This is a genomic window from Bradyrhizobium sp. 23 (assembly GCF_023073295.1).
Classification (GTDB): Bacteria; Pseudomonadota; Alphaproteobacteria; order Rhizobiales; family Xanthobacteraceae; genus Bradyrhizobium; species Bradyrhizobium canariense_D.
Genome location: NZ_JADPJF010000001.1, coordinates 7270 through 22754, shown reverse-complemented (window position 1 = coordinate 22754; position 15485 = coordinate 7270). Strand labels below are relative to the sequence as shown.

Here is a 15485-nt window from a genome sequence, read left to right as displayed (position 1 = left end):
CGGCGCGGGCCGGCTTGATGCAGCTCAAGCCGGACTGCGCCGGCGTGCCGGTCTCTACACCGCCGGCGGATTGCGGTCGGTGAAAGTTGTGCGCTGGTGCCAGTAAGGATAGGGCAGCGTCACCTTGCTCGCCGCATCGAGCTTGGCGATCTGGTCCTTGGTCAATGACCAGCCGACCGCGCCGAGATTTTCGCGCAGCTGCGTCTCGTTGCGCGCGCCGATGATCAGCGTCGAGACGGTCGGACGCTGCAGCAGCCAGTTCAGCGCGATCTGCGAGACGCTCTTGCCCGTTTCCCTGGCGACCTCGTCGATCGCATCGACGACGCGATAGACGTGCTCGTCCGGCACGGGCGGGCCGAACTCGGCCGTCTTGGGCAAGCGGCTTACGTCAGGCTTTGGCTGGCCGCGGCGGATCTTTCCGGTGAGGCGTCCCCATCCGAGCGGCGACCAGACCACCGCGCCGAGGCCCTGGTCGAGGCCGAGCGGCATCAGCTCCCATTCGTAGTCGCGCCCGATCAGTGAATAATAGGTCTGGTTGGCGACGTAACGCGGGAAGCCATGCTTGTCGGCAACGCCAAGCGATTTCATCAGGTGCCAGCCCGAAAAGTTCGACACGCCCACGTAGCGGATCTTGCCGGCGCGCACGAGCACATCGAGAGTCGCGAGCACCTCTTCAGGCGGGGTGAAGGCGTCGAAGCCGTGAAGCTGGAACAGGTCGATGTAATCGGTGCCGAGCCGGCTCAGCGAAGCGTCGATGGCTGTAAGCAGATGCTGCCGCGACGACCCGATGTCGTTGGGGCCGTCGCCGAAGCGGAACGTCGCCTTGGTCGAAACCAAAACCTTGTCGCGGCGGCCCTTGATGGCTTCGCCGAGAACGCGCTCGGACTCGCCGAGCGAATAGACGTTCGCGGTGTCGAACATCGACACGCCGGCATCGAGGCAGATATCCAGAAGGCGCCGGGCTTCGGTCGCGTCGGTGGTGCCCCACGCAGCGAGGCGGCCCACGCCGCCGAAGGTGCCGGTCCCAAGACTCAAGGCGGGCACCATGAGGCCCGAGCGGCCCAAGCGTCGGTATTCCATCGATTTGCTCCTCGGCTGGCCGCTGATTGATCCCCGCGACCTCTGCCGGATCGTAATGCAAGGCTGCGCCGTGTCCTACCTCGCGCTCACATACCGGCCTTGCTTGGAAACGGCCTAGTCGTGCAGACGCATGTCATCGAATGCCGCGTCAGTCACGCGCGGGCTGGCCGTCGTCGCCGGAAGCCGAGCCGCGCCCCCCGTTACTGGTGATTGAAGGCAGGTGGCCTCGCTCTCGCGCGCCGGCCGCGGCAGGAGCGTCAGGCTCCAGCCCAACGCAACAAGCACCGCGAGCCGGATCGCGATCACGCCGAGCAAGACTTCCGATCCGCTTATCGTGGCGTTGGTTCTCATGTGCAGAGCCTGATCCCGGCTGCAGCACCTGACAATCTGGAATTCACGAGCACGGCCTTCGCCTGAAGCGAAGGCTCGGGCCATTGGCTGCCCGGACGTCAATGCCGCGACTGGCTCTGCCGGAAGTCGCGCGGTGACATCCCGAAATGCTCGCGGAAGACGCGGCCGAAATGCGAGAGGTCGTTGAAGCCCCAGGCGAAGGCGATCTCGCTGATGTGGCGGTGAGCGAGCACGGGGGAGGCGAGGTCGCGCCTGCATTGAGCGAGGCGCTCACCGAGGACGTAGCGCTGGAACGAGGTGTCCTCGTCAGCCAGGAGATCGTTGACATAGCGGGACGAGATGCCGAGCGCCGCTGCGGTCTCGGACAGCGAGAGGTCGGGATCGGCAAGATGAGCCCGGATATGCGCCTTCAATCGGTAGAGCAGGGCGGAGCGATGCGTCGAGGACGGCAGCGGCGTCTTGCCCAGCCGCTCGCCCAGCGCCATCGCCAGGACATCGACGGCCTGTTCCGACAGAGCGGCGGCGTGGTGCAGATCGATCTGATCCGCGCTCTGGCAGAGCCGGTAGATGAAATCGTAGGCGATCCTCTGCAGTGGCGAGTCCGGCCCGAAAGAGGTGGCAGTAAGAGTTTCGGTCGCGCCGAGCCGGCGCGGCAGCATCTCGCGCGGCACCTTGAAGATGGTCTGCGTGAAGATGCCGTCGAATTTCAGCTCGTAGGGACGGGTGGTGTCATAGAGCGCAAACTCTCCCGGACTGACCACGGCCTCGCGGCCGTCCTGCACCACGCCGCCGGCGCCGCGATTGCCGAGCGCGATCAGGATGAAGTCCTGATCCGAGCGCGCGATGCGCGACGGCGTGCGCAACACGTGTTGACGGTCGGAGCAGACCTCGGAGCATTCCGCCTTGCCCAGTGGCGCCCGGGTGACCGTGCCCCGAAAGGCGCTGCCAAGATCGGACCTGCAGTCGAGCCCGACGAAGACGTCGCAAACGATATCCTGCCAGAGCGCAAGCCGGCGGTGGCCTGGGCTGTCGTCCGTGGTGAACTGGATTGGCATCTGCAGAGCCTCCTTTCACATCCCGCAAAATCGCGTGTCGGCGCTGGTCCCGACTGACGAAGGCAAATCCCGTACCGGGTCGGTGAATCCCGTCCGGTCGAGTTTTTGTTCCGCCGCGGTCGAGCGCCCGCCGCCCGGCTTGGTCAAATAGACTGCATCGGACCTGGCTTCCGATCAACCGGCAAGGGAGGCGGGAATGGGCATCGAACATCCGAAATACAAGGTCGCGGTGGTGCAGGCGGCGCCCGCCTGGCTCGATCTCGACGCCTCGATCGACAAGTCAATCGCCCTGATCAGGGACGCCGCCGAGAAGGGCGCCAAGCTGATCGCTTTTCCGGAAGCCTTCATCCCCGGCTACCCCTGGCACATCTGGATGGATTCGCCGGCCTGGGCGATCGGTCGTGGCTTCGTGCAACGCTATTTCGACAATTCGCTGTCCTATGACAGTCTGCAGGCCGAGCGGCTGCGCGACGCCGTGCGCAAGGCCAAGCTCACTGCCGTGCTCGGTCTGTCCGAGCGCGACGGCGGCAGTCTCTATCTGGCGCAATGGCTGATCGGGCCCGATGGCGAGACCATTGCAAAGCGCCGCAAGTTGCGGCCGACCCATGCCGAGCGCACGGTCTATGGCGAGGGCGACGGCAGCGATCTCGCCGTGCACGCGCGGTCCGACATCGGCCGCATCGGCGCCCTGTGCTGCTGGGAGCATCTCCAGCCGCTGTCGAAATACGCCATGTATGCCCAGAATGAGCAGGTCCATGTCGCGGCCTGGCCGAGCTTTTCGCTCTACGATCCTTTCGCGCCGGCGCTCGGCGCCGAGGTGAACAACGCCGCCTCGCGCGTCTATGCGGTCGAGGGCTCCTGCTTCGTGCTCGCGCCTTGCGCGACGGTCACGCAAGCGATGATCGACGAGCTCTGTGATCGGCCGGACAAGCACGCGCTGCTGCATGCCGGCGGCGGCTTCGCTGCGATCTACGGCCCCGATGGCAGCCAGATCGGCGATAAGCTCGCGCCGGACCAGGAGGGCCTCTTGATCGCCGAGATCGATCTTGGCGCCATCGGCGTCGCCAAGAACGCCGCTGATCCAGCCGGGCACTATTCGCGCCCCGACGTGACCCGGCTCCTGCTCAACAAGAAGCGATACCAGCGCGTCGACCAGTTTGCGCTGCCGGTCGACACCGTCGAGCCCACGGACATTGCCGCGGCGGCGAGCTGATCGCCGCAATCGAGGGAGGCACGATCATGGAATCCGCAATTCCTCTGCATCTCGAGACGCCGCGCACGCGCCACAAGCGCGTGCCGGACGATTACGAGCCGCCATACCCGTCCTTCGTGGCGCGCTATAAGCCTTCCGTGAACCGGGTCGTGATGGCCTATTTCGGCCTTCAGTATCGCGGCACGGCGGCAGCTGCTGCAACGGACGCTCTCGCCGAAATCGCGGCGCGGTTTGCCGCGGAAGGCGGTCCTTCGCATTGGGACCGGGCGCAATATGTTGATCAGGCAGGCTACGAGAACGTCGTCTCGGTGGCCTATTGGGACGACATTGCGCGGTTCGACAAATGGTTTGCATCGGCGCGCGAGGCCTGGACCGGAGCGCAGCCCGAGGGCATCGGCACGTTCATCGAGGTGCTGCGCCCCACGGTGGCGCGGCACGAGACGCTGTTTTCCTCGCTCGGCCGGCCCGAGGGCGTCGCCGCAATCTCCGGCGGCATGAGCGGCGAGGTGCAGGAGCACGCCTATTGGGGCGGCATGCGCGACCGCATCCCGCTGTCACAGACCGATCCGATGTCGCCGGGCGGCAATCCCGAGCTGATCCGCGACGGCGCGCGGCTGCGCGTGAAGGCGCACGACAATCTCTGTCTGATCCGATCAGGCCAGGATTGGAGCGATACCGAAACCTCGGAACGAAAGCTCTATCTCGACGACGTCGAACCGGTGTTGCGCGAGGGCATGGATTTCTTGCGCGATGACGGCCTTGGCATCGGCTGTTACGCCAACCGTTACATGCGCGTGCTTGCAGCCGGCGGGGACGCGAGTGAAAACTCCTACGGTCAAAGCTGGTGGAAGAGCCTGGCGGCGCTGGAGCGGTGGGCGGAATCGCATCCGACCCACGTCAGGATATTCGGCGCCGCGATGAAGTACCTGTCGACGCTCGGCCCCTCGGCAAAACTGCGGCTCTACCACGAGGTCACCGTGGCTGCTGCCGACGAGCAGTTCTTCGAGTACCTGAACTGTCACGCCAAGACCGGCATGCTGGCGGCGGTGGAGACCGTCGCCGCTTGATAGAGTTAGATCACGCAATGGCCGAGCAGCTCGGGATGCGCGGCGCAGATGTGATGCGCGCCGGCGTCCCGCAGTTCGGTCTCGCTGCCGTAGCCATAGAGCACGCCGATCGCGGTCATGCCGTTGGTGCGGGCGCCGACCACGTCATGGCTGCGGTCGCCGATCATGATCGCGCTGGCGGGATCGACCCTGGCTTCGTCGAGCGCGTAGCGCAGCAGGTCGCGCTTGTCGACGCGCGTGCCGTCGAGTTCGGAGCCGAACACCCGCTCGAAATACGGTTTCAGGCCAAAATGCTCGACGATACGGGTGGCGTAGACCGCGGGCTTGCTGGTCGCCACGAACATGCGCGGTGTTGTCGCGGCAAGCGTTGTCAGCGTGTCCACGATACCGGCATAGGCTTCGTTCTCGAACAGGCCGACGTCGCTGAAGCGCTCGCGATAGAGCAGCAGCGCCCGGTCGGCGAGTTCCGCGCTGCCCGTGAGCTTTTGCAGGCTGGCATGCAGCGGCGGCCCGATGCACCAGGTCAGCTCGTCCTCGCTCGGAACCGCAACGTTGAGCCGCTCCAGGGCGTACTGGATCGAGCGCGTGATCCCGGGCTTCGGGTCGGTCAGCGTGCCGTCGAGATCGAAATAAATGGTCACCATATTGTCGCGCCTGTGTTGATACCGCCGCCTATTGCCAGACCTAAACGAGGCCGGGGGCCAAGGCAAACGCGCAACCATTGTCACGCCGAAAATCGCCTTCCCAATACCGCGTATCCCTTAAAGCTCGCTATTCGCGGGAGGGAAGCGTAGAGTCGCGCCATCACCGCCTTTCCATTGGCATCGACCGGTGACTGAGGGTCACCAGCGCTCCCGCCGACTGAGCAGGAGCGTGCATGACTCGATTTCGTCTGGTCGACTGGATCCGCCGGAGAGCGCTTCTCGTCGCATTGATGCTTGGCACATTGATACTTGGCACACTGTCGCAAGGCGCTGTCGCGGCAGGACCGGACTGCCGGGCGATCGAAAGCACGAGCGGACGTCTCGCCTGCTACGATGCTGCGTTTCCTCCGAAGGAAAAAAAGCCCGCTGCTGCGGAAGGCGATGGGTCCCGTGCTGCCTACAAGGACCCGTTCGTGGCGGAAGAGGCCAGAACCGCGGCGAAGCTGAAGAACATCTGCCGCGGCTGTTGAGGGTTGCTCGTTCGCCGCGCTCGTCGATCAACGAGTCCGGACGAGGGATCGAGACGATTTTTTCAGGAGAGGCCGGATGAGCGAGCGACTTGAAACCCTGAAGAAGGCCCGTGAGCGCATGATCGAGGACAGGGACGCGCATGCGAAAGTGCTGGCCGCCCCCTTTGTGCGCGACACGGCCGAGCGAGCGCGCAACAAGTTTATCGAGATCCAGGCGCTGATTGATGCCCTCGACCGCGCCATCCGGGGCGAAATCCCGGTTGCGGTCAAAAACTAAGGCGGTAGGCAGCGAGACCAGCGGAGCGCCGCTACCGCTCCCTCATTGCTGTCTCGCCCATTCAACGATGGCGGTCGCCTCCGCGCCTGCCCGGGTTTCCCAGGCGGTGATCGCGCCCGTTGCTGCCTTCCGCAGCTCCGTGACAAGGGACGCAGGCGCCGGCTCGGCGATATGGACGCCATTGTCGCGCATGCGCGCATAGTTCTCGATGGTGCGGTGGCTCAATAGCGCCAGCTGGCTCTGCTCAGTCTCGGCCGCCGCCGCCAGCCCCTCGCGCTGCATCGGTTCGGACAGTTCGGCAAAGGCGTCGCTGCGGACGAAGGCGATCGAGATTGGCATCGCGTAGTTGATGGCCGTGAAATGCGGCAGGAAGTCCCACAATTTGCGTCCCGCGCCGCCGTCGCCGGAGGTGAGGAAGGCATTCAGCCGGTGTTCCCTCAGTCCGGCGAGCGCCGCATCCATCGGCAGGAATTGCGCGTTCGCGCCGGCTGCGCGCATGACCTCGGTAGAATTGGCATCGTAGGTTCGCAGATTCAGTTTCGGCAGGTCGTCAGCACCGTCGAGCGACTGCTCCGACCAGAGGCCCGTGGCCGGCCAGATCGTCACATAGAGCAGCTTGAGGCCGCGCGCAGCCAGCGCCTTCTCATAGAGCGGTCGCGCCCGCAGATTGGTGGCCCGGGCGAGATCCACCGATTGCACGAGAAAAGGCAGGGTGGACAATCCGAGCACAGGGTCGAGGCCCGAGAGCGCGCCCGCGAAGGCATCGCCGCCCGCGATCCGGCCGTCCAGCGCCGCGCGCGGCATCTCGCCCGAGTTGATCTTGAGCTGGTTGTCGAAGGCGTTAGTCACGGTCACGAAGCCGTGGGTACGGTCGGAGACGCGGCTGGCGAAAGTCGCCAGCCCAATCCCGGAGATGTTATTCTCAGGGTATTCCGTGGTCATCCGCCAATTGACTTGAGACGCGACTTGAGACGTCACCTGCGCGGCGGCTGGCGCGACGCTCAGGATGAGCGCGGCGAGGACAAGGATCGCGCGGATCCGTTTGGCGGGGTAACGCATTGGGAGAAGCAGGTCAGGCAGCATGATATTGGCGACCCGTCGAACCATGGCACGATGCCACAACATTGTTGATCACACTGTCGCATGCCGCGCCGAGGCGCGCCACCGCCGTGCCTGCGCGCGATGGGTGCAGATTGCGATGTGCATCATCTCCGCGCTGCTTGTCTCGTCGACCCAGGCCGCGGCATGGGACAGTTCGCCCGCCAAGACCGACGTTGCCATCCCCAGCGTCGAAGAACTCGCTGTGCAGCCGGAGAAGCCCGGTGCGCGGGAGAGCGACACGCGGGAGTCGATCTGCCTGATCATCGAGGCCGCGGCGCGCGATGCCAATCTTCCGCTGGAGTTCTTCGCCCGCGTGATCTGGCAGGAAAGCCGCTTCCAGACCGATGCGGTCGGGCCGGTGACGCGCAGCGGCGAGCGGGCGCAGGGGATCGCGCAATTCATGCCGGGCACCGCGAGCGAGCGCGGGCTGCTCAATCCCTTCAATCCGGTGCAGGCGCTGCCGAAGTCGGCGGAATTCCTGAACGAGCTGCGCAACCAGTTCGGCAATCTCGGGCTGGCGGCGGCCGCCTACAATGCCGGGCCGCGCCGGGTGCAGGAATGGCTCGCCGGCACCGGCGGCATGCCCGAGCAGACCCGCAATTACGTTCTTGCGATCACCGGCACGAGCGTCGATGCGTGGGCCAAGGCAGGCGCGACCGGCAAGGGGCCGCCGAGCGCGCCACCGACAAGCTGCCGCGATCTGATGGCACTTTTGAAGCGCGCGCCGAATGCCTTCGTCGCCGAGCTCGAGCAGCATGTGGAGCTTGCGGCTGCAAAGATCTGGGGCGTGCAGCTCGCCGCGGGCTTTGACCGCAACCGGGCGCTGGCAATGTACTCCCGCGCGGTCACGCGGCTGAGCGCCGTGATTGGCGAACGTGATCCGAGCCTGCTCAGCTCGGTGATGCGCAGCCGCGGCACGCGCGCCTTCTACCAGGTGCGCATCGGCGCCGATACGCGGAGCGAGGCGGATGAACTCTGCGGTCGCATCCGCAAGGCCGGCGGGGCGTGCTTCGTGCTGAAGAATCGCGGTGTGAGCGGGTAGGGCATCTGTCCCAGCGTGCATGCCAGCCCCGCCGTGCGCTTTCTTGACGCGAGGCGCCGCATTGCCCGTTATGCGGGAACGATTCCTCACCCGGCCAAGACTCCCCGTGGCGCTTCCTCCGCTCGATTCACCTCAATGGCAAAGTCCCTGGCGCGCCTTTGCGTGGGGGCTGCGCTCGATCACGCAGACCATCCTCACGCTCGTGCTGTTCGTGACCTATCTCGGCATCGGCGCGCTCGCCCACGACACACATTTCAGCCTGCTCTGGGCGCTCTGCTCGACGCTGTTCGTCTGGGCAGGTCCGGCGCAGATCATCCTGATCACCACGCTTGGCTCCGGCGCGACGATCGTCCAGTCAGCGATCGCGGTCACCGTCAGTGCGATCCGGCTGTTTCCGATGGTGGTCTCGGTGCTGCCGTTGATGCGCACGCCGACGACGAAACGGCGCGAGCTGTTTTTCGCGGCGCATCTCACCGCGGTGACACTGTGGGTCGAATGCCATCGCTTCCTGCCGCAGGTACCGCGTGAACGCCGGATCGCCTTCGTCGACGGACTTGGCTTCGGTCTTGTCTCGGTTTGTCTCACCGCCAACACGGTCGGCTATTTCCTTGCCGCGAATCTGACCCAGACGCTTGGCGCGGCGATCCTTTTGCTGACGCCGCTGTCCTTCCTGTTCTCGACCGCACGCAACAGCCGCGAGGTCGCCGATGTCGTCGCCCTCGCGCTGGGCATATTGCTGTATCCGCTGGCCGCGAAGATGAACTCCGGCCTCGACATCCTCGTCAGCGGCCTCGCGGCTGGCACGATTGCTTATGGCGTGCATTGGTGGCGGGAGGTGCGCGCATGAGCTTTGCGCAGCTCATCGGCGACTGGCACGCGCTGGCGGTGCTGTTCGTCGCCGGCGTTGTTCCCAACCAGATATGGCGCATGCTGGGCCTATGGTTCGGCGGCGGCATCGACGAGGGCTCCGAGCTTCTGGTCTGGGTACGGGCGGTCGCCACGGCGATCCTGGCCGGCGTCATCGCCCAGATCGTGGTCGAGCCCCCCGGGGCGCTTGCGAGCGTGCCGGACGCCCTGCGCTACGGTGCGGTCGGCGCCGGCCTCGTCGTCTTCCTGCTGGCCCGCCGCTCGATCTTCGCGGGCGTGGTCGCGGGCGAAGTCTTCATGCTGGCCGGCAAGTGGTGGTTGGGCTAAAACCGCCGGCGAACAGCAGGGAATTGGACATATGGTTCGCGAAAACCAGCTCCGCGAGGGTGAAGTCTCCATCGAGCTGCCGCCGACGCAAGATGCCGGCCTCGTCTTCATCGGCCGCATCCGCACGCCCTGGAGCTCGCGGATGGAGACCCCGCGGCAGGGCCGGACAGACGGCCCGATATGTCGGCTCGAGATCTTCGAGCCGTTCGTGCCGGCGATCAAGGGCGTCGATTTCTACAGCAATCTCGAAGTGCTTTACTGGCTCGACAAGTCGCGCCGCGACATCGTCCTGCAAAGCCCTAAGAACAACGAGAAGACCCGCGGCACGTTTTCGCTGCGCTCGCCGGTGCGCCCTAATCCGATCGGCACGTCGATCGTGAAGCTGGTCGGCATCGAAGGCAACGCGATTCTGGTGCGCGGGCTCGATTGCCTCGACAACACGCCGCTGATCGACATCAAACCAGATCGTTGCGAGTTCACGCCGCTGGCCGCCCCGCAGCCGGGAGATTTTCAGACGGAGTGAAGTGTCTCCTCCGTCATTTCGAGGAGCTCTTGCGACGAAGCAATCCAGACTGTAGCCGCGGAGGCAGTCTGGATTGCTTCGCTGCGCTCGGAATGACGAGTGGAGAGCGTCAGCCCGCCTTCAACGCCGCGATCAGCTTGGTCGCGTTCTCTTCCAGCACCTTGACGTCTTCCTTGCGGCTGGCGGGCGGAAGCATCGCCACGCCGTCGTGGCGCGGCATCACGTGCATGTGGAGATGAAACACCACCTGTCCGCCGGCCGCCTCGTTGAACTGCTGCACGGTGATGCCGTCGGCCTTGAACGCCGTCATCGCTGCGGCAGCGATTTTGTGTGCGCCGCGGGCGACGTGGGCGTAGTCGTCCGGCTTGATGTCGAGGATGTTGCGGGCAGGAGCTTTTGGAATCACCAGCGTGTGGCCCGGTACCCGCGGCATGATGTCGAGAAAGGCGAGCACGTGCTCATCCTCGTAAACCTTGTGGCAGGGGAATTCACCGCGGAGGATCTTCGCGAAGATGTTGTCGGGGTCGTAGGCGGTCATGGCGGCGGCTCCCTGGAATTTTGCGCTTACTGTCACCAGCCGCAACGAACCGTCAAGGCGCCTCGTCGGCGCCTTTGCGGAACGGGCCGAGCTCGGCCAGCTCCCGTCCGGCTTCTGCAACATAGGCGCGCTCGCGCTTGAGGTAATCGTCGATGGCGCGGCGCAAGCCCGGATCAGCGATGAAGTGAGCGGAGTGGGTGGTCCGCGGCAGGTAGCCGCGTGCGATCTTGTGCTCGCCCTGCGCGCCGGCTTCGACATTCGCCAAACCGCGTTTGATGGCGAAGTCGATCGCCTGGTAATAGCAGACCTCGAAATGCAGGAAGGGATGATGCTCGACCGCACCCCAGTTGCGGCCGAACAGCGTGTCCGAGCCGATGAAGTTGATCGCGCCCGCGATCCAGCGATCGTTGCGGCGTGCCATGACCAGCAGCACGTCCTGGCTCATGGTTTCGCCGATCAGCGAGAAGAATTCCCGCGTCAGATAAGGGCGGCCCCATTTGCGCGAGCCGGTCTCCATGTAGAACATGAAAAACGCATCCCAGGCATCCTCGGTGATCTCCTTGCCCGTGAGGCAGTGGATGGTGACCCCGGCAGCCAGCGCATCGCGCCGTTCGCGCTTGATCGATTTGCGGTGGCGGGAGTTCAGCGTCGCCAGGAAATCGTCGAAACTCGCAAAGCCTTCGTTGTGCCAATGGAACTGCTGGTCGGTGCGCTGGAGGAAGCCGTGCTCGGCGAGCAGCTTCCACTCCGCCTCGCGGGCGAAAGTGACGTGCACCGAGGAGGCCTTGCTGACACCGCACAGCGCCACCAACCCGCTCGCCAGCGCTTCCATGATGTGCTCGTGGTCAACGCCGTCGCGGACCAGCAGCCGCGGTCCCGTCGCCGGCGTGAACGGAACCGAAACCTGCAGCTTCGGATAGTACCGCCCGCCGGCGCGCTCATAGGCATCGGCCCAGCCGCGGTCGAAGACATATTCGCCTTGCGAGTGCGATTTCAGATAGCAGGGCACGACGCCGGCGACGCGACCGTCGACCTTGGCCACGAGATGCCGCGGTCCCCAGCCGGTGCGGATCGTGGCCGAACCCGATTTCTCAACGGCCGATAAAAACGCGTGGGAGACGAAGGGGTTATAGCCGGGCTTTGAGAGGCCGAGGGAATCCCCTGGAAGTCCGGATGAGGTTCCCTTGCCATGCCCATTACAAGACTTGCCGCCGGGATTGGCGCAGGCGTCCCAGTCGTCCGGCGATACTTCGCCAATGGAAGGTACGGCCTCAAGGGTGATTTCGGATGGTGCCATCGTGCCCAAGATCGTGCATTGCAGCAGCGACTTCAAGAGTGGGAAACATCAAGCCTAGGGTACGAAGCCCTCGAAGATCATCTGATCCGCATATTGCGCGACCCGCGTCCGCTGCTCGGTCGTACGCACGGTCCAGCCCAGTAGAGCGCAGCCGAACACATTGCGGGCGATCCAGGGGGCGGGGGCGGGCAGGTCGTCGACCCTAAAGGCGACGAACTGCGGCTGGGTCTGAAAGCCATGGCGCAGGTACAGCATGCTGTCGCGCTGCTGCTGCGTCAGGTGAGCCCAGTAGTCGTCCTGATAGCTCCGTTGCGCGACGATGCCGCGGGGGCGGGATGGCAGCAGCTCGCGCAGCGCCAGCACCTGGTCCGGGTCGAACGACATGCCGACCGCTGGGCCATCATAGGACGCGAGCACCTCGGCCATCCGCTTCACCAGCTTGCGGTCGCGGTCAAAACGGCTCTTAACCTCGATCACCAGCGGCACGCGGCCGCCAACAAGGGCGCAGAGGTCGCTGAGCGACATCATCCGCTCGGCCGTGTCCTTGAACGTGAGCGCCTTCAGTTCAGTGGCGGTTTTCTCGACCAGCGGGCCGGTGGCCTCGGTCAGGCGGCCGAGCGCATGGTCGTGATGCACCGTGGCCTCGCCGTCGGCGGAGAGCTGGATGTCGACCTCGATGGAGAAATTGCCCGCAATTGCAGCCTGCACCGCGCCCGGCATGTTCTCGACGATGCCGCGGGAAATGTCGTGCAGGCCACGATGGGCGACCGGGCGGGCTGTCAGCCAATCAGGAGCGCGCATTCGCCTCAGGCGACCTCAAACACGCCTTCGACCTCGACCGCCGCATCCGCGGGCAGGGAGGCGACGCCGACAGTGGTGCGGGCATGACGGCCCTTGTCACCGAAGGCGGCGACCATCAGGTCGGAGGCGCCGTTGAGGACCTTCGGCCCGTCCAGGAAGTCCGGCGCGGAGTTGATGAAGCCGCCGAGGCGCACCACGCGCACGACCTTGTCGAGGTCGCCCAGCGCCGCCTTGACCTGGGCCAGCAGATTGACGGCGCAGCCGCGGGCGGCCGCGGCGCCGTCTTCGATGGTCACGCCGGCGCCGAGCTTGCCCTTGGCGATCAGCTTGCCGGCGGGATCGAAGCAAACCTGGCCGGAGACGAACAGCAGATTACCGGTGCGCACGAACGGCACGTAGTTTGCCACGGGGGTGGGGGCCTCGTGCAGCTTGATGCCCTGTTCCGCCAGCTTCTGCTCGACCGTGCCCGCCATGTCCGACCTCGTTGTCCAAAAATCCATCCGCCCCGGCGCATCCCTTGCAGGCCGGGCGGGCCCTGTTTCGCCCATCGTGCCGCCACATGCAAGCAACCGTCGGGGTGGCATTTTGTTGAGGCAGGGCAGGAGGTTCAATGCAAAGGCCGCAACTTTACGTGAAACGGCCTCAGTTGCGACGCAATGGAACGGTCATTAAAATGTCGAATCTGCGCTTTCCTCAGGAACCAGACATGCTGCACCTTTTCCGGACTTCGCTCGGTGTGACGGCGCTCGCGGCGGCCGCTCTCGGCCCCGGAGGCGGGGCGTTGGCCGCGAACGGTCCGTTTCTCGCGCATCAGGCGCTCTATGATCTGAGCCTGGTGAAATCGCGCTCGAATTCGATCAACAGCGCGCGCGGCCGCATCCTCTACAATTTCACCGGAAGTTCGTGCGAGGGCTACACCTCCGAATTCCGCCAGGTTTCCGAGCTCGACAGCGGCGAGGGCAAGGTCACGCTCAGCGACCTCCGCTCCAATTCCTGGGAGGACGCCGGCGGCAAAAGCTACCGCTTCAAGATCGAGACGCGGATGAACGAGGCGGATGCCGGCCGGGTCGACGGCTCGGCTGAGCGCGACGGCGACCACATCAACGTCAAGCTGAAGCTGCCGGCCCCGAAGAGCTTTACGCTCGACGGCAAGATCGTATTCCCGACCGAACAGATCCAGCGCATCATTGCCGCCGCCAAGGACGGCAAGTCGCTGCTCGAACTCTCCGTCTATGACGGCTCCGACGATGGCCAAAAGGTCTACAACACGCTGACCGTGATCGGCCAGCCGATCCCCGCCGAACGCGAAGGCTCGCCCGATCCCTCGACGTCCGACGAGCACATGAAGTCCCTCAAGCGCTGGCCCGTCACCGTCAGCTATTTCGATCGTGAGGCCCAGCAGAAGGAAGGCGAGCAGACGCCGGTCTATGCGATGGCGTTCGAGCTCTACGAGAACGGCGTCTCGCGCCAGCTTGTGCTCGATTACAACGATTTTGTGATTTCGGGCGCGATGGGCAAGTTCGACGCGAAGGACAGCCAGCCCTGCAATTGAGGGCTGGCCTGCAACGCGGTCTCTGGCTACGCTCCTCCCAACCACAAACATCCGGGAGGCTCGTCATGCCCAAGCTCGATCATCTCCGTCCCAGCGGCCTGCATCACAATCCCGCCTATTCGCATGTCGTCACCGCCACGGGGGCGCGGACGATTTACATCTCCGGCCAGGTGTCGGTGGATGAGGAGGGGCGGATCGTCGGCGAGGGCGACATCGCCGCGCAGACCACGCAGGTGATGCAGAATCTCGGGCACGCGCTGAAAGCAGCCGGCGCGAGCTACGCCAATATCGTGAAGATCACGACCTTCGTCGTGAACTACAAGCCGGAGCTGCGCCCGATCATCGGCAAGGCCCGCTCGGCCTTCTTCGAAGGCATGGAGCCGCCGGCGAGCACGCTGGTCGGCGTCTCGGCGCTCGCCGCGCCGGAATGGATGATCGAGATCGAGGCGGTGGCTGTCGCGGATTGAGATCTTTCGCTACAAGTGTGTTGCGTTGGACATCTCTCGCAGAAGAACCATCGCGTCGTCAGCCCTGTCTGCCGGCACAAACAAATGATCGTGGTGGAACGCCGAAACGGCGTTCACGCTGATGCCGGCTGCGGCGAGACGTGCCGTGATCGCCGCCAGGAAGCCGACCGCATCGAGTGCGGAGTGAACCGTCAGGGTGATCAGGCACGATGCAAATGCGTGGCGTAGTCCTGCCGCTTCGGCCTCTTCGCGCAGGAGCACCAGCGTCGTTCCTTCCTGCTCGCAAAACGTCAGCAGTGGACTGAGCGCTGCGGGAACTGGCTCGTTCGTCGGGATCGTGCAGAACACGAAGATGCCCGGCCGCATCTCCGGCTTCATGTGTCTCAGCAGTGCGTGGAGGTCGCGTTCGCCTGTCATCACTCCTGCGCCTTTTCCGGCCCCTCATACGCGATGCCGCGGATCACTGCGGCGCTGCCGAATTTCTTGCGCAAGCTGTCCACCGCGCGCTCGGCATGGGCGGCGCGGCGGTCGAGCATGTCGGTGTCGTCGGCGACTGAACCCTCGCGCAGGGCGCTGACGCCGGCGCCCATCAGGCGGAAGGCGGTGCCGTCGATCTCTTTCGCCAGCATCTCGCGGCAGATCGAGAAGATCTTCGCGGCAAGCTGCGTCGGGGCCGTGATCGACTGCGAGCGGGTGCGCTGGCGGAAATCGGCGGTCTTCAGCTTCAACGTGACGGTCAGGCCGGCGAGCTCG

20 protein-coding genes and 1 pseudogene are annotated in these 15485 nt (G+C 65.1%); 10 read left to right on the top strand and 11 right to left on the bottom strand.

Features of this window, described 5'->3' with window-relative positions; all coding sequences use genetic code 11:
* Nucleotides 1-54: 54 nt before the first annotated feature.
* From IVB32_RS00145 to IVB32_RS00135, 3 genes are all read right to left on the bottom strand, one after another.
* Nucleotides 55-1080 carry an aldo/keto reductase gene (locus tag IVB32_RS00145; RefSeq protein ID WP_085351373.1) on the bottom strand — a complete coding sequence of 342 codons (1026 nt, stop codon included), beginning with the start codon at nucleotides 1078-1080 and terminating at the stop codon, nucleotides 55-57.
* Nucleotides 1081-1194: 114 nt separating this feature from the next.
* The gene (locus tag IVB32_RS00140; RefSeq protein ID WP_247409523.1) at nucleotides 1195-1386 is read right to left on the bottom strand and encodes a hypothetical protein; all 192 of its coding nucleotides are present in this window, start codon (nucleotides 1384-1386) and stop codon (nucleotides 1195-1197) included.
* A 143-nt stretch (nucleotides 1387-1529) separates the two neighbouring features.
* Nucleotides 1530-2486 carry a helix-turn-helix domain-containing protein gene (locus tag IVB32_RS00135; RefSeq protein WP_247409480.1) on the bottom strand — a complete coding sequence of 319 codons (957 nt, stop codon included), beginning with the start codon at nucleotides 2484-2486 and terminating at the stop codon, nucleotides 1530-1532.
* 196 nt (nucleotides 2487-2682) lie between these two features.
* Between IVB32_RS00135 and IVB32_RS00130 the strand changes: the two genes are divergently transcribed.
* Nucleotides 2683-3699 (top strand): carbon-nitrogen hydrolase family protein, encoded by a 1017-nt coding sequence (locus IVB32_RS00130; RefSeq protein ID WP_247409477.1) that lies wholly within the window; start codon nucleotides 2683-2685, stop codon nucleotides 3697-3699.
* A 26-nt stretch (nucleotides 3700-3725) separates the two neighbouring features.
* A complete protein-coding gene (locus IVB32_RS00125; RefSeq protein ID WP_247371915.1) occupies nucleotides 3726-4766 on the top strand; it encodes a phenylacetaldoxime dehydratase family protein in 1041 nt (346 codons plus the stop codon).
* A gap of 5 nt (nucleotides 4767-4771) precedes the next feature.
* Here IVB32_RS00125 and IVB32_RS00120 read toward each other — a convergent pair whose 3' ends face one another.
* Complete coding sequence (locus IVB32_RS00120; protein WP_085351376.1) at nucleotides 4772-5410, bottom strand: HAD family hydrolase; 639 nt, start codon at nucleotides 5408-5410, stop codon at nucleotides 4772-4774.
* A 233-nt stretch (nucleotides 5411-5643) separates the two neighbouring features.
* Here IVB32_RS00120 and IVB32_RS00115 point away from each other — a divergent pair, with 233 nt between their 5' ends.
* A complete protein-coding gene (locus IVB32_RS00115) occupies nucleotides 5644-5940 on the top strand; it encodes a hypothetical protein (protein WP_085351377.1) in 297 nt (98 codons plus the stop codon).
* Nucleotides 5941-6016: 76 nt separating this feature from the next.
* The gene (locus tag IVB32_RS00110; protein WP_018455171.1) at nucleotides 6017-6217 is read left to right on the top strand and encodes a hypothetical protein; all 201 of its coding nucleotides are present in this window, start codon (nucleotides 6017-6019) and stop codon (nucleotides 6215-6217) included.
* Between the two features lie 42 nt (nucleotides 6218-6259).
* On the opposite strand, the gene IVB32_RS00105 is transcribed toward IVB32_RS00110, so the two are convergent.
* Nucleotides 6260-7300: a TRAP transporter substrate-binding protein gene (locus tag IVB32_RS00105; RefSeq protein ID WP_346731084.1), complete on the bottom strand. Its 1041-nt coding sequence runs from the start codon at nucleotides 7298-7300 to the stop codon at nucleotides 6260-6262.
* A 115-nt stretch (nucleotides 7301-7415) separates the two neighbouring features.
* On the opposite strand from IVB32_RS00105, the gene IVB32_RS00100 reads away from it, so the two are divergent.
* The 4 genes from IVB32_RS00100 (at nucleotide 7416) to tsaA (ending at nucleotide 10077) form a co-directional block, all read left to right on the top strand.
* Nucleotides 7416-8360 carry a lytic transglycosylase domain-containing protein gene (locus IVB32_RS00100; RefSeq protein WP_247385834.1) on the top strand — a complete coding sequence of 315 codons (945 nt, stop codon included), beginning with the start codon at nucleotides 7416-7418 and terminating at the stop codon, nucleotides 8358-8360.
* 106 nt (nucleotides 8361-8466) lie between these two features.
* Nucleotides 8467-9207: an AzlC family ABC transporter permease gene (locus tag IVB32_RS00095; protein ID WP_247371927.1), complete on the top strand. Its 741-nt coding sequence runs from the start codon at nucleotides 8467-8469 to the stop codon at nucleotides 9205-9207.
* Nucleotides 9204-9554: an AzlD domain-containing protein gene (locus tag IVB32_RS00090; protein ID WP_085395617.1), complete on the top strand. Its 351-nt coding sequence runs from the start codon at nucleotides 9204-9206 to the stop codon at nucleotides 9552-9554. The genes IVB32_RS00095 and IVB32_RS00090 overlap by 4 nt, the downstream gene beginning before the upstream one ends.
* 31 nt (nucleotides 9555-9585) lie before the next feature.
* Nucleotides 9586-10077, top strand: a complete 492-nt coding sequence (gene tsaA, locus IVB32_RS00085; protein ID WP_018455166.1) for a tRNA (N6-threonylcarbamoyladenosine(37)-N6)-methyltransferase TrmO — start codon at nucleotides 9586-9588, stop codon at nucleotides 10075-10077.
* A 109-nt stretch (nucleotides 10078-10186) separates the two neighbouring features.
* On the opposite strand, the gene IVB32_RS00080 is transcribed toward tsaA, so the two are convergent.
* From IVB32_RS00080 to IVB32_RS00065, 4 genes are read right to left on the bottom strand one after another with little or no spacing between them, the layout of a single operon-like run.
* Complete coding sequence (locus IVB32_RS00080) at nucleotides 10187-10615, bottom strand: HIT family protein (protein ID WP_018455165.1); 429 nt, start codon at nucleotides 10613-10615, stop codon at nucleotides 10187-10189.
* A 52-nt stretch (nucleotides 10616-10667) separates the two neighbouring features.
* Nucleotides 10668-11912: a GNAT family N-acetyltransferase gene (locus IVB32_RS00075; RefSeq protein ID WP_247371929.1), complete on the bottom strand. Its 1245-nt coding sequence runs from the start codon at nucleotides 11910-11912 to the stop codon at nucleotides 10668-10670.
* Between the two features lie 54 nt (nucleotides 11913-11966).
* Entirely contained in the window at nucleotides 11967-12713 is a 747-nt protein-coding gene (locus IVB32_RS00070; protein ID WP_247371932.1) for a glycerophosphodiester phosphodiesterase, read from the bottom strand.
* Between the two features lie 5 nt (nucleotides 12714-12718).
* Nucleotides 12719-13186, bottom strand: coding sequence for a RidA family protein (locus IVB32_RS00065; protein WP_007611287.1), 468 nt, complete (start codon nucleotides 13184-13186; stop codon nucleotides 12719-12721).
* 233 nt (nucleotides 13187-13419) lie between these two features.
* On the opposite strand from IVB32_RS00065, the gene IVB32_RS00060 reads away from it, so the two are divergent.
* Both IVB32_RS00060 and IVB32_RS00055 read left to right on the top strand, forming a co-directional pair.
* A complete protein-coding gene (locus IVB32_RS00060; RefSeq protein ID WP_247371940.1) occupies nucleotides 13420-14265 on the top strand; it encodes a cell envelope integrity EipB family protein in 846 nt (281 codons plus the stop codon).
* Between the two features lie 65 nt (nucleotides 14266-14330).
* Nucleotides 14331-14732: a RidA family protein gene (locus IVB32_RS00055; RefSeq protein WP_085351382.1), complete on the top strand. Its 402-nt coding sequence runs from the start codon at nucleotides 14331-14333 to the stop codon at nucleotides 14730-14732.
* A 9-nt stretch (nucleotides 14733-14741) separates the two neighbouring features.
* Here IVB32_RS00055 and IVB32_RS00050 read toward each other — a convergent pair whose 3' ends face one another.
* Together IVB32_RS00050 and IVB32_RS00045 are read right to left on the bottom strand one after the other, a co-directional pair.
* A complete protein-coding gene (locus IVB32_RS00050) occupies nucleotides 14742-15149 on the bottom strand; it encodes an ACT domain-containing protein (RefSeq protein WP_085351383.1) in 408 nt (135 codons plus the stop codon).
* Nucleotides 15149-15485 (bottom strand): annotated as a pseudogene (locus tag IVB32_RS00045) (DNA polymerase IV); the annotation flags it as partial. The pseudogene IVB32_RS00045 and the gene IVB32_RS00050, both read right to left, overlap by 1 nt.

Coding starts and splice junctions, on each gene's coding strand:
- IVB32_RS00065 (WP_007611287.1), bottom strand. CDS start 13,186: ATGGCGGGCACGGTCGAGCAGAAGCTGGCGGAACAGGGCATCAAGCTG.
- IVB32_RS00055 (WP_085351382.1), top strand. CDS start 14,331: ATGCCCAAGCTCGATCATCTCCGTCCCAGCGGCCTGCATCACAATCCC.
- IVB32_RS00130 (WP_247409477.1), top strand. CDS start 2,683: ATGGGCATCGAACATCCGAAATACAAGGTCGCGGTGGTGCAGGCGGCG.
- IVB32_RS00125 (WP_247371915.1), top strand. CDS start 3,726: ATGGAATCCGCAATTCCTCTGCATCTCGAGACGCCGCGCACGCGCCAC.
- IVB32_RS00120 (WP_085351376.1), bottom strand. CDS start 5,410: ATGGTGACCATTTATTTCGATCTCGACGGCACGCTGACCGACCCGAAG.
- IVB32_RS00100 (WP_247385834.1), top strand. CDS start 7,416: ATGTGCATCATCTCCGCGCTGCTTGTCTCGTCGACCCAGGCCGCGGCA.
- IVB32_RS00105 (WP_346731084.1), bottom strand. CDS start 7,300: ATGCTGCCTGACCTGCTTCTCCCAATGCGTTACCCCGCCAAACGGATC.
- IVB32_RS00145 (WP_085351373.1), bottom strand. CDS start 1,080: ATGGAATACCGACGCTTGGGCCGCTCGGGCCTCATGGTGCCCGCCTTG.
- IVB32_RS00090 (WP_085395617.1), top strand. CDS start 9,204: ATGAGCTTTGCGCAGCTCATCGGCGACTGGCACGCGCTGGCGGTGCTG.
- IVB32_RS00110 (WP_018455171.1), top strand. CDS start 6,017: ATGAGCGAGCGACTTGAAACCCTGAAGAAGGCCCGTGAGCGCATGATC.
- IVB32_RS00075 (WP_247371929.1), bottom strand. CDS start 11,912: ATGGCACCATCCGAAATCACCCTTGAGGCCGTACCTTCCATTGGCGAA.
- IVB32_RS00115 (WP_085351377.1), top strand. CDS start 5,644: ATGACTCGATTTCGTCTGGTCGACTGGATCCGCCGGAGAGCGCTTCTC.
- tsaA (WP_018455166.1), top strand. CDS start 9,586: ATGGTTCGCGAAAACCAGCTCCGCGAGGGTGAAGTCTCCATCGAGCTG.
- IVB32_RS00080 (WP_018455165.1), bottom strand. CDS start 10,615: ATGACCGCCTACGACCCCGACAACATCTTCGCGAAGATCCTCCGCGGT.
- IVB32_RS00135 (WP_247409480.1), bottom strand. CDS start 2,486: ATGCCAATCCAGTTCACCACGGACGACAGCCCAGGCCACCGCCGGCTT.
- IVB32_RS00050 (WP_085351383.1), bottom strand. CDS start 15,149: ATGACAGGCGAACGCGACCTCCACGCACTGCTGAGACACATGAAGCCG.
- IVB32_RS00070 (WP_247371932.1), bottom strand. CDS start 12,713: ATGCGCGCTCCTGATTGGCTGACAGCCCGCCCGGTCGCCCATCGTGGC.
- IVB32_RS00060 (WP_247371940.1), top strand. CDS start 13,420: ATGCTGCACCTTTTCCGGACTTCGCTCGGTGTGACGGCGCTCGCGGCG.